The organism is Streptomyces sp. H27-D2, from assembly GCF_035828615.1.
Lineage (GTDB): Bacteria > Actinomycetota > Actinomycetes > Streptomycetales > Streptomycetaceae > Streptomyces.
In genome coordinates this window covers 1-11,364 of sequence record NZ_JAYMZR010000154.1, presented here as the reverse complement: position 1 = coordinate 11,364, position 11,364 = coordinate 1, and the positions used below count along the sequence as shown (strand labels likewise).

13 protein-coding genes are annotated in these 11,364 nt (G+C 73.2%); 7 read left to right on the top strand and 6 right to left on the bottom strand.

Features of this window, described 5'->3' with window-relative positions:
• The coding region (locus QMK28_RS32570; RefSeq protein WP_326443302.1) for a pseudouridine synthase at positions 1–1,040 on the top strand (1,040 nt) is incomplete at its 5' end.
• Between the two features lie 291 nt (positions 1,041–1,331).
• Here the strand turns inward: QMK28_RS32570 and QMK28_RS32565 are convergent.
• The gene (locus QMK28_RS32565; RefSeq protein WP_326443301.1) at positions 1,332–1,850 is read right to left on the bottom strand and encodes a DUF6529 family protein; all 519 of its coding nucleotides are present in this window, start codon (positions 1,848–1,850) and stop codon (positions 1,332–1,334) included.
• Between the two features lie 61 nt (positions 1,851–1,911).
• Positions 1,912–2,274 carry a DUF952 domain-containing protein gene (locus tag QMK28_RS32560; protein ID WP_326443300.1) on the bottom strand — a complete coding sequence of 121 codons (363 nt, stop codon included), beginning with the start codon at positions 2,272–2,274 and terminating at the stop codon, positions 1,912–1,914.
• 176 nt (positions 2,275–2,450) lie between these two features.
• Here QMK28_RS32560 and QMK28_RS32555 point away from each other — a divergent pair, with 176 nt between their 5' ends.
• The 4 genes from QMK28_RS32555 to der all read left to right on the top strand — a co-directional run bounded on the left by QMK28_RS32555 (position 2,451) and on the right by der (position 6,605).
• Positions 2,451–3,536 (top strand): prephenate dehydrogenase, encoded by a 1,086-nt coding sequence (locus tag QMK28_RS32555; protein WP_326443299.1) that lies wholly within the window; start codon positions 2,451–2,453, stop codon positions 3,534–3,536.
• Between the two features lie 141 nt (positions 3,537–3,677).
• Positions 3,678–4,406 carry a (d)CMP kinase gene (gene cmk, locus QMK28_RS32550; protein WP_326443298.1) on the top strand — a complete coding sequence of 243 codons (729 nt, stop codon included), beginning with the start codon at positions 3,678–3,680 and terminating at the stop codon, positions 4,404–4,406.
• A complete protein-coding gene (locus QMK28_RS32545) occupies positions 4,403–5,059 on the top strand; it encodes a lysophospholipid acyltransferase family protein (RefSeq protein ID WP_326443297.1) in 657 nt (218 codons plus the stop codon). Before cmk ends, QMK28_RS32545 begins: the two co-directional genes overlap by 4 nt.
• 61 nt (positions 5,060–5,120) lie before the next feature.
• Positions 5,121–6,605: a ribosome biogenesis GTPase Der gene (der, locus tag QMK28_RS32540; RefSeq protein ID WP_326443296.1), complete on the top strand. Its 1,485-nt coding sequence runs from the start codon at positions 5,121–5,123 to the stop codon at positions 6,603–6,605.
• A 102-nt stretch (positions 6,606–6,707) separates the two neighbouring features.
• On the opposite strand, the gene QMK28_RS32535 is transcribed toward der, so the two are convergent.
• Positions 6,708–7,049, bottom strand: coding sequence for a hypothetical protein (locus QMK28_RS32535; RefSeq protein WP_326443295.1), 342 nt, complete (start codon positions 7,047–7,049; stop codon positions 6,708–6,710).
• A 146-nt stretch (positions 7,050–7,195) separates the two neighbouring features.
• The gene (locus QMK28_RS32530; RefSeq protein ID WP_326443294.1) at positions 7,196–8,008 is read right to left on the bottom strand and encodes a hypothetical protein; all 813 of its coding nucleotides are present in this window, start codon (positions 8,006–8,008) and stop codon (positions 7,196–7,198) included.
• Between the two features lie 396 nt (positions 8,009–8,404).
• On the opposite strand from QMK28_RS32530, the gene QMK28_RS32525 reads away from it, so the two are divergent.
• A complete protein-coding gene (locus QMK28_RS32525) occupies positions 8,405–9,082 on the top strand; it encodes a transglycosylase family protein (RefSeq protein WP_326443293.1) in 678 nt (225 codons plus the stop codon).
• A gap of 193 nt (positions 9,083–9,275) precedes the next feature.
• The gene (locus tag QMK28_RS32520; protein ID WP_326443292.1) at positions 9,276–9,848 is read left to right on the top strand and encodes a transglycosylase family protein; all 573 of its coding nucleotides are present in this window, start codon (positions 9,276–9,278) and stop codon (positions 9,846–9,848) included.
• A 25-nt stretch (positions 9,849–9,873) separates the two neighbouring features.
• On the opposite strand, the gene QMK28_RS32515 is transcribed toward QMK28_RS32520, so the two are convergent.
• Together QMK28_RS32515 and QMK28_RS32510 are read right to left on the bottom strand one after the other, a co-directional pair.
• Positions 9,874–10,584, bottom strand: coding sequence for an ATP-binding cassette domain-containing protein (locus tag QMK28_RS32515; protein WP_326443291.1), 711 nt, complete (start codon positions 10,582–10,584; stop codon positions 9,874–9,876).
• Positions 10,581–11,364: ABC transporter ATP-binding protein (locus tag QMK28_RS32510; RefSeq protein ID WP_326443290.1), on the bottom strand; the 784-nt coding region annotated here is incomplete at its 5' end. The genes QMK28_RS32510 and QMK28_RS32515, both read right to left, overlap by 4 nt.

Below are 11,364 nucleotides of genomic sequence, written 5' to 3'. Positions count from 1 at the left end.
GCCGTTGCGGCTGGGACCGTGGCGCTCCGGGCGGATGTGAGGCGGGCGGTTGCGGCCCGCCCCGCAGCGGTGGTCCCAAGACCACCGGCGCCAGGGGCAGCGCTGCCCGTGGCGGACCGGCGAAGAGCGGTGCGCCCAAGGCCGCCGGCGCCGGCAAGACCGGAACAGGACCGCTGAGGGGCACCCCGCCCCGCCGCGGCCCGCACGGTCAGCGGCAGGCCCCGGCCCGCTCGCGCGAGCTGGACGCCAAGATCGAGGAGCGCAACCGCGCTCGTCACGACAAGCCGCAGGTCAAGACCCCCAAGACGTTCGGCGAGGAAGAGGGCGAGCGCCTGCAGAAGGTCCTCGCCCGGGCCGGCATGGGTTCCCGCCGCGCCTGCGAGGAGCTCATCGAGCACGGTCGGGTCGAGGTCAACGGCCAGGTCGTGCTGGAGCAGGGGCTCCGCGTCGACGCGGACAAGGACGAGATCAAGGTCGACGGCCTGACGGTCGCCAGCCAGTCGCACCTCTTCTTCGCGCTGAACAAGCCCGCGGGCGTCGTGGCCACCATGGAGGACCCGGACGGCCGTCAGTGCCTCGGGGACTACGTGAACAACCGCGAGACCCGGCTCTTCCACGTCGGCCGGCTCGACACGGAGACCGAAGGCATCATCCTGCTCACCAACCACGGCGAGCTGGCCCACCGCCTCACGCACCCGCGCTACGGCGTGAAGAAGAGCTACCTGGCCGCGATCCAGGGACCGATTCCGCGTGAGCTCGGCAAGCTGCTCAAGAACGGCATCGAGCTGGAGGACGGGTACGCCCGCGCCGACCACTTCAAGGTCGTCGAGAACACCGGCAAGAACTACCTCGTCGAGGTGACCCTGCACGAGGGCCGCAAGCACATCGTGCGCCGGATGCTGTCCGAAGCGGGCTTCCCGGTCGACCGGCTGGTCCGTACCAGCTTCGGCCCGATCCCGCTCGGCGACCAGAAGTCCGGTTGGCTGCGCCGCCTCACCAACACCGAGGTCGGCATGCTGATGCGCGAGGTCGAGCTCTAAGCCCACCGGCTCTCCGGGCTCACGGGCCCGGACTCACCCGCGTACCGACGCACCTCAGTGGTACGCAGCTCAGCAGTAACCGCACCCACGGGGCGGCTCCGCCCGGCGTAACAGCCGGGCCGGGGCCGCCCCGTCGGCGTGTGCCCCGGTCCTGGGCCAGCTACGACTCGGGGTGCCGTGCCGTCGGGGGTGGCTCGCATGGGGGGATTGTGGCCTGTGGGGCGCGGGCGCGTCTTCCGAATTCCTGGCGGACGGGGACGGGACGAGCGGTCGGGCCGCCGGTCGGGCGCGTCAGGCGCGTCGGATCGTGCCCCCGTCCACGGTGATCTTCTGCGGCGGCAGCGGGCGCGGCGCCGGGCCGCCCGCGACCGAGGCGTCCGTGATCCGGTACTTACTGCCGTGGCACGGGCAGTTGATGGTGCCGCCGGTCACGTCCTTCACCGTGCAGCCCTCGTGCGTGCAGATCGCCGAGAAGGCCTTGAAGTCCCCCTTGGCAGGCTGGGTCACCACGACCTTCTGCGCGCGCAGCGCGACGCCGCCGCCCACCGGCACGTCGGCCGCCTTGGTCAGCGCCTCGCCCCCGGCGGACGGCTCGGGCTTCCCGCCGGCGGACCCGGACGCGGACCCGGACGCGGACCCCGACTCCGAGCCGGACCCCGAAGGCGCGGGATCCGAAGCGAAGAAGACGCAGCCGAGCAGCGAGTGCCACATCACCCGCGGCGTCCCGGACTGGCAGCCGAAGGCGTACAGGCAGTGCACCGCGACCGGGATCGTGAGCAGGAAGGCGACCCGGCCCGACCAGCGGCCCACCGTCCATAGCCGCTACCGGCCCGGCGGTGGCCGGTTCCGGCCGACCGGGAGCCTCCGGCGGTCAGGACCAGACGTTGAGCGCCGTCGCCCGGCCGCGCGCGTCCCGCTGGACCTCCAGCATCCCGACGACCGCGGACCGGTCGATGTGCCCGTAGACGTGCGGGAAGAGGGTTCCGGGCGCTACGCCGGGCGGCGGCGCGGGGTCGGCGGCCTCCCAGCGGACCATGACCTTCAGCGCCGCCTCGTCGATCATCAGCGCCATCAGCGGACCGGGCACATCGCGGTAGAAGCCGTCGGCGACGGCGAGCGTGCCGGCCTCGTCGGCCGAGCAGTGCACGAAGCCGTCCCGGGCCAGCGTCGGCGGGGCGTACGGGCGGCCCGGATCGGCCAGCCAGTCGTCCAGCGGCAGTACATGAAAGATCATGCCCATGGTTGTACCGCTCGTGGCACCCTCGCGGGGTGCTGGCTACGCTGATCGTTGCGACAGCAGGAATATTGGATGTGTGACCGGATGTGTGACCGGACGCGTGACCGCATGTGCGACCTAGGGAGCAGCGACGTGACCGTACGACCGGTACGAACAGTCCGCGGAGCCGCGCTGTGAGAGCCGCGATCGTCATCGGAACCGGGCTCATCGGCACCTCGGCGGCGCTGGCCCTGGCGGGGCGCGGCGTCCAGGTGTACCTGGAGGACCACGACCCGACGCAGGCGCGTACCGCCGCCGCCCTCGGCGCGGGCACCGACGAGGCCCCGGCCGGCCCCGTCGACCTCGCGATCATCGCGGTGCCGCCCGCCCATGTCGCCGCGACGCTCGCCGAGGCGCAGCGCCGCGAGCTCGCCCGCGGCTACCTCGACGTGGCCAGCGTGAAGGGCGGCCCGCGCCGCGAGCTGGAGGCGCTCGGCTGTGACCTCAGCCACTACATCGGCACCCATCCGATGGCCGGCCGGGAGCGGTCGGGGCCGATGGCCGGCACCGCAGACCTTTTTGAAGGCCGCCCCTGGGTGCTGACGCCGACCCGGGAGACCGACACCGAGGTGCTGAACCTGGCCCTCGAACTCGTCTCGCTGTGCCGCGCGGTGCCCGTCGTGATGGACGCGGACGCGCACGACCGCGCCGTCGCCCTCGTCTCGCACACCCCGCAGCTCGTCTCCAGCATGGTCGCCGCCCGGCTCGCGGGGGCCGATGAGACGGCCGTACGGCTGTGCGGCCAGGGCATCCTCGACGTCACCCGGATCGCCGCCTCCGACCCGCGGATGTGGATCGACATCCTGTCCGCCAACCCCGGCCCGGTCGCCGACGTGCTGGCCGAAGTGGCCGCGGACCTCGACGAGACGGTCCAGTCGCTGCGCTCCTTGCAGTCGGCGGACGAGGACAAGCGGCGCGGCGGCGTCACCGGCATCGAGGACGTCCTGCGCCGGGGCAACACCGGCCGCGCCCGGGTGCCGGGCAAGCACGGCGCGGCGCCGACGGCGTACGAGACCGTGACCGTCTCCATCGGGGACGAGCCGGGCCAGCTGGCCCGTATCTTCGCCGACGCCGGGCGGGTCGGGGTCAACATCGAGGACGTACGGATCGAGCACGCGACCGGACAGCAGGCGGGCCTCATCCAGCTCACCGTCGAACCGAAGTCGGTGCCCGGACTCACCGTCGCGCTGCGCGAGAGGGGCTGGTCCCTCCGGCCGTGACGACGGCCTGTACGGAGCGGTCCGCTCAGACAGTAACCTTGTGCGAGGCATGGAGCTTGCCCTGGACCCGGGCCGGGAGCCCGAAGCCGGTCCATGCGGGCTCCGCGCACGCCCCGCAACCCCGCCCCGTGTACGAGGAAGGTGTCTTTCACCGTGGAAACTGCCGCCCGGACCGCTCCGGCAACCGTGATCGTCGGCATTGACGGCCCCTCGGGCACGGGCAAATCCAGCACCTCCAAGGCCGTGGCCGCCAAGCTGGGCCTGCGCTACCTGGACACCGGCGCCCAGTACCGGGCCATCACCTGGTGGATGCTGGTCAACGGCGTCGACGTGCAGGACGCCGACGCCGTGGCCACCGCCGCGACCAAGCCCGTCATCGTCTCCGGAACGAACCCGTCCGCCCCGACCATCACGGTCGACGGCCAGGACGCGTCCGGCCCGATCCGCACCCAGGAGGTCACCTCCGCGGTGAGTGTGGTCAGCGCGGTGCCCGAGGTGCGCGCCCTGCTCACCGAGCTGCAGCGCGGCATCGCGGCGACCGCCGAGCGCGGCATCGTCGTCGAGGGCCGCGACATCGGCACCACCGTGCTGCCCGACGCCGACCTCAAGATCTTCCTCACCGCCTCGGCGGAGGCCCGCGCGGCCCGCCGCAGCGGCGAGCTCAAGGGCAAGGAGGCCGTCGACCTGACGGCCACCCGTGACGCGCTGGTCAAGCGGGACGCGGCCGACTCCGGCCGCAAGGTCTCGCCGCTGGCCAAGGCGGACGACGCCGTCGAGGTGGACACCACCGAGCTGACCCTTGAGCAGGTCATCGAGTGCGTCGTCACCCTCATCGAGTCGGCGCTGTCCCGTGCGGGGCAGTCCGCGTGACCGCCTCCGACAGCGTGCCCGGCCCGGGTGGGGCCGCGGTCGGCCGGCGTATCGGCATCGGGCTGATGTACGGGTTGTGGAAACCGCGCGTGCTCGGCGCCTGGCGGGTGCCGGTCGGCGGCCCGGTGATCCTCGCGGTGAACCACTCGCACAACGTCGACGGTCCGATGATCATCGGCACCTCGCCGCGGCCGGTGCACTTCCTGGTCAAGAAGGAGGCGTTCATCGGCCCGATGGACCCCTTCCTGCGCGGAATAGGGCAGCTGAAAGTGGACCGCACGATCGCGGACCGGACGGCCGTCACCAACGCGCTCGGCCTGCTGGCGCGCGGCGGAGTGCTCGGGATCTTCCCCGAGGGCACCAGGGGCGAGGGCGACTTCGCGTCGCTGCGCTCCGGGCTCGCCTACTTCGCCGTACGCTCGGGAGCCCCCGTGGTTCCGGTCGCCGTGCTCGGCAGCACCGACCGGCGGAGCCGGCTGATAGCGGGCGTGCCGCCGCTGCGCAGCCGGATCGACGTCGTCTACGGCGAATCCTTCGAGGCGGGCGACAGCGCCGGCAAACGCACCCGCACCGCGCTGGACGCGGCGACGGTACGCATTCAGCAACGGCTGACCGGACACCTGGCGGACGCCAGGCGTCTCACCGGTCACTGATCGACACTGAGTAGTGGGCGCAAGAGGCCCATCGACGATGGATGAACGAGGAACGGACTTCATGAACGACCAGATCCACTCCGGCGACGAGCACGGTGAGCTCGGCGACGCCGAGTACGCGGAGTTCATGGAGCTCGCCACCCAGGAAGGCTTCGACGCCGAGGAGGTCGAAGGCGAGATCGCCGCGGCCGGCCACGGCCCGCTGCCCACCCTCGCCGTCGTCGGCCGCCCCAATGTCGGCAAATCGACCCTGGTGAACCGCATCATCGGCCGCCGCGAAGCGGTCGTCGAGGACAAGCCCGGCGTCACCCGCGACCGCGTCAGCTACGAGGCGCACTGGAACGGCCGCCGCTTCAACGTCGTCGACACCGGCGGCTGGGAGCAGGACGTCCTGGGCATCGACGCGTCCGTCGCGGCGCAGGCCGAGTTCGCGATCTCGGCCGCCGACGCCGTCGTCTTCGTCGTCGACGCCAAGGTCGGCGCGACCGACACCGACGAGGCCGTCGTCAAGCTGCTGCGCCGGGCCGGCAAGCCCGTCGTGCTCTGCGCCAACAAGGTGGACGGCGCGTCCGGCGAGGCCGACGCGTCCATGCTGTGGTCGCTCGGCCTCGGCGAGCCGCACGCGGTCTCCTCGCTGCACGGCCGCGGCACCGGCGACCTGCTCGACGCCGTGCTCGCGGCGCTGCCCGAGGCCCCGGCGCAGACCTTCGGCCTGGCCGTCGGCGGCCCCCGGCGCATCGCGCTGATCGGCCGCCCGAACGTCGGCAAGTCGTCGATGCTGAACAAGGTCGCCAACGAGGACCGGGTCGTCGTCAACGAGGTCGCCGGCACCACCCGCGACCCGGTCGACGAGCTGATCCAGCTCGGCGGCATCACCTGGAAGTTCATCGACACCGCCGGCATCCGCCGCCGCGTCCACCTCCAGGAAGGCGCGGACTACTACGCCTCGCTGCGCACCGCCGCCGCCCTGCAGAAGGCCGAGGTGGCGGTCATCCTCATCGACGCCAGCGAGTCCCTCACGGTGCAGGACACCCGCATCATCACGATGGCGGTGGAGGCCGGGCGCGCCGTCGTCATCGCGTACAACAAGTGGGACCAGATGGACGAGGAGCGCCGCTACTACCTGGAGCGCGAGATCGAGACGGACCTGGTCCAGGTCCAGTGGGCGCCCCGGGTGAACGTCTCGGCGCTCACCGGCCGGCACATGGAGAAGCTGGTCCCGGCGATCCAGACCGCGCTGGCGGGCTGGGAGACCCGGGTGCCGACCGGACGGCTCAACGCCTTCCTCGGCGAGATCGTCGCCTCCCACCCGCACCCGGTGCGCGGCGGCAAGCAGCCCCGCATCCTCTTCGGCACCCAGGCCGGCGTCGCGCCGCCCCGGTTCGTGCTCTTCGCCTCGGGCTTCCTGGAGGCCGGCTACCGCCGCTTCATCGAACGCCGGCTGCGCGAGGAGTTCGGCTTCCCCGGCACCCCGATCCACCTCTCGGTGCGGGTCCGCGAGCGCCGCGGCGGCCGTGTCAACAGGAAGAAGCCCGAGAACGGCTGAGGCGTGACCGGCCGGCGCGTGAACGGCTGACGCACAACCGCGGCGGGGGGGTACCGGTTTGCGTTGACCCCCCCCCCCGCCGCCGTCGCGTCGGCCGGTCGGCTACCGGCCGCGCCCCCGGTAGTCGCGCTGGCCGGGCGGCAGCGCCGCGGGGAGGTTCCGCTGCTGCCGCCCGTAGGAGTCCCAGACGCCGGTCATGGCCCCGGTGGCCGAGCTGTGGCTGTGGCTGTGACTGCCATGACCGCTGTGGCTGCTGTGAGTATGGCTCGCGTATCCGTTCGCGGTGCCGGGATGGTTCCAGTTCCCGAGCGAGTCGAGTCCCAGCTCCTCCTCGCCCGTACGGTCGCCGGGCAGCGCCCGGAAGGACCTCAGGTACTCGGAGTACAGCGCGTCGTAGATCGGGGTCGCCGATGGAGCGGGCGAGCTCTGGTACGACGGGCGCATTCCGGGAATCTGGCTCTGATACGGGGACCGGGGGGAGGAGTCGTATGCGTGCACATATGTGCCAACGACCCCGCCCGCCGACGGATGCGGGCTGAGCGCCGATTTAGCTGCTCGGCCGGGTGCGTGGGCCTGGTGCCCGCCCGTGCTCAGGTTCCGGCCAACGGCATCGATCCGCCGACCAGCAGGCCGCGCGCGGCCGCCTGCTCCAGTGCGTCGCGCAACAGGTCCTCGTGGGGCTGATCGCCGATCTCGCCCGCCGGGGCGGCGAAGAGCAGCACCGTGCTGGACTTGTTGACGGCGGCACGCCAGCCGTCGCTGACCGGCAGCGGGCGGTGCGCCTGCCACCACGCGGCCGGGGTGCTGCCGGCGCCGGGCTGCAGCACGGCGTGCAGTTGACCCATGGCCAGCAGCACGGACCAGCCGGGGACCGGCGCGGGCGGCTGCCCGAGGTTGCCGACCTGGTGGAAGCCCTGCTCCAGGAGCAACGCCAGGAAGACGTCGTCCGGGCCGTCGCTGCCGGGGCGGGCGATCGGGCCGGTGGGCTCGACGACGACGGCCGGGCGCAGCTCATCCTCGATCAGCAGGAGCCCGCAGGTGACGCCGAGCACCGCCTGCCGGGGGGCCGCGTCGATGCCCGCGGTGCCGGCCGGCGCCTGGACGGGGCCGCCGGACCCCGCGGGCTCCTCGCCGGTGATGGAGCGGACGGCCCCCTGGAGCTGTTCCTCGGAGACCGGGACGACCTGCGAGGGGATGCAGGTGGCGTGGGCGAAGGCGAGTACGGCGGTCTCCTCGCCCACGAAGAGGACGGTGCTGGTGCGTTCCTGATCGGTGTCGCCGGGTGTGCGGCAAGAAGTGCAGTCATAACTGCCCGGGGCGTTCTGGCCGGCGAGCAGCCGCTCGGCTTCTTCTTCGCCGATCTCGGCGCGTACGTCGTCGCTGACGTCGAGCATGCGCGGCACGGGTGGCTCCTCGGTATTGGTGCGAGCGCCGGGCGTCCCCCGGCTCATAAGGACACAACGGGCGATCTGTGGCCAGGGTCACGCGTTGACGGCGGTGGAATCGCATCATCGGCAGCACAGCGTGAGATGCGCGGCGGAAGCGCTCACTCCATGCCAACCCCTGCGGAGGGCATGGAAGTTGTTGCGGTGAGCTGGGTCACAGATCATCTTTCCTATAGGAAGGCAAAGTGCTAAATAAGCTGATGTATCGGGTGGCTGAAACTCGCCTATACCGGCGGTAACCGGCAACTGGCCTGCCGATACGAACACGTGGTTGATACGGGGTCAGGAAGCTCCCTACAGTCACCCGCCGTATGTACCGAGCACCGCCCGGCAACGCCCATCGAGAGGGAATCCATGTCCATACGTCGTCGCGAGACAGCAGTACTCGCCGGAGCCGTGTTGGCGGCCCCGTTGGCACTGCTCGCAGCCTCCGGCTCGGCCGGGGCAGCGGACAGCGGAGTGTGGGACCGCATCGCGAAGTGCGAGAGCGGCGGAAACTGGCACATCAACAACGGCAACGGCTACTACGGCGGACTCCAGTTCTCCGCCGGCACCTGGCGGGCCCACGGGGGTGGCGCCTACGCGCCGACCGCCGACCGGGCCGGCCGCGCCCAGCAGATAGCCGTGGCGACCCAGGTACAGCGCTCGCAGGGCTGGGGCGCCTGGCCCACCTGTGCGGCGCGGGCCGGGGCGTACGGCAGCGCTCCAGCGGGATCGGGGCAGCCGCAGGCCGCCCAGCCCCGCGCGGCGCAGCCCAAGGCGCAACCGCAGCCGCGCTCGGCGCCGAAGCGCGAGGCGCCGAAGCGCGAGGCGCCGAGCAACCAGGCGCCGGCGTACAAGACGCCCAAGCGGGAATCGGGGCACGCCGACCGGGGCCACGCCCGTGGTTCGTACACGGTCAGGGCCGGCGACACCCTGAGCCGGCTCGCCACGGCGCGCGGCGTCGACTGGCGGGAGGTCTACGCCGCCAACAGGTCCGTCATCGGCGGCGACCCGGACCTGATCCGGGTCGGACAGCGGCTCGTGCTCTGAGGGCCGGGAGCCCTGACGGGCCGTAAGCGCTGACGCGTCGACGCCCGCGACGCCGTTCGGACTACGGCCGGTCGTACGAGCGCCCGTCCCGCTCGTGCGCGCGCCCCGCCCGGTCTCCCCCGACCGGGTGGGGCGTCCCGCCGACCGGGCGCGGCGTCCCGGTCCGTCGGAAACCGGTGCCTAGCGTGGCCCGGTGGCCCCTACGCGTGGTTCCCAGCCCGTGGCTCTGCTGCTCGGCGCGCTCGCGGCGCTGGTCGCGCTGTCGGCGCTCGCGCCCTCCGCCGCCTCCGCCGCCTTCGTCGCAGGCTCCGTCGCTCAGGAGCGGCCTGCCTCGTACTCCTGCTCCTCGGCCGAGTGGCCGTGGGGCTGCATCGCGGACTGCGAGAGCGGCGGCCGGTGGAACGCGGACACCGGCAACAACTACTACGGCGGGTTGCAGTTCCGCCAGTCCACCTGGGAGGAGCACGGCGGCCTGGAGCACGCGCGACGGGCCGACCTCGCGGGCCGTGAGCAGCAGATCGAGATCGCCGAGCGGGTTCTGGGCACCCAGGGCTGGGGCGCGTGGCCGAACTGCTCGAAGCGCTACGGGCTGTCCGGGCGGGCCCACGTCGTACGGAGCGGCGACACGCTGGGGTCGATCGCGCGGCGGCACCGCGTGTCCGGCGGGTGGCCCGCGCTCTACCGGGCCAACGAGCCGCTGATCGGCGCGGACCCGGACCTGCTGGCCGTCGGCACGCTGCTGGCGCTCCCGGGCGGTGCGCGCTGACCCGTGCGGTGCGCGCTGAGCGCCGTCAGCGCGGCGGCAGTTCCGCCGGCTCGCCGCTGAACACCACCGCTCCGCGCCGCAGTTCGTACGCCAGCGAGGCCGCACGGCGCAGCGCGGGCGACAGCCGCTGTTCGGCGATCACGACGGCCCTGGGCCCGCCCGTACCGGACCGGCCGTGCGCCAGGTCGCCGAGGAGAGCGTGGGTGCGGGCGGCCGTCGCGGGGGACATGCCCAGCGTCGGTTCGTCGATCAGCAGCACCCGGGCGGGCGTGAGCAGGCCCCGCGCCACCGCGAGCATCCGCTGCTCGCCCCCGGAGAGGGTGCCCGCGCGGCGGCCGAGCAGCGCGCGCAGGGCGGGATAGGCGTCCAGGGCGGCGGAGCGGTCCCCGGCCGGCGCCGCGAGTTCGAGGTTCTCGGCGGTGCTGAGGGAAGCGAAGACGGCCCGTTGGTCGGGGATGAGGCACAGCCCGCGGCGGGCACGGGCATGCGCGGGCAGCCGGGTCACGTCCGCGCCGTCCCACAGCACCCGCCCGGACGCGAGGGGCAGCGCGCCGGCCAGGGCGAGCAGCGCGGTGCTGCGGCCGGCGCCGTTGCGGCCGAGCAGCACGGTGAGGTGCCCGGCGGGCGCGGGGAGGTCGACGCCGTGCAGCGCTTCGAGCGGGCCGTACCGGACCCGGGCGGCGGCGAGCGCGATGCCGGCGCGCGGGGCGCCTGCGCTTACGGTCCCGGTGTTCATGACGAGGACGAGGGCGCGGACGAGGGCGCGGACGGGGACGGGGACGGGGACGGGGACGAGGGCGCGGACGGGGACACGGGCGCAGCCGGGCCGGAGCCGATGATGCGGCCCGCCGCCATGGTGTGGACCGTGTCCGCGAGATCGCCGATCAGGTCGAGGTCGTGCTCGACGATCAGCAGCGCCATCCCGTCGGCCGCGAGCGCTCGCAGCACGCGGGCCAGCGCGGCGACTTCGGCGCTGTCGAGCCCGGCGGCCGGCTCGTCGAGCAGCAGCACGCGGGGGCTGCCCGCCAGGGCGCGGGCCAGCTCGACGCGCCGCAGCACACCGGTCGGCAGCTCGGCGGCGAGGGTGTCGCGGAGCCCGCTGAGGCCGAGCAGACGCAGGGCGCGGGCTTCGGCGGCGGGGCCCTTCGCACTGCCCTGCCCAGCGGCGCCCTGCTCCGCGCCGACGCGGACGTTCTCGCCGACGGTCAGACCGGGGAAGACCGCCGGCTGCTGGAAGGTGCGAGCCAGGCCGAGGCGCGCCCGGATGTGCGGGGGCCGTCGGGTGATGTCCCGTCCTGACAGGATCACCTGCCCCGAGGTGGGGCGGAGAGCGCCGCTCAGACAGTGGAAGAGCGTGCTCTTGCCCGCTCCGTTGGGGCCGATCAGGCCGGTGACACGGCCGGGGGAGACGGTGAGATCGACGCCGTCGAGCGCGGTGAATCCGCCGTAGGCGGCGCGGATGCCGTGGGCGGTGAGGTGTCCGGGGGCGGACGGGGCGGAGCGGCGGATGGGGGAG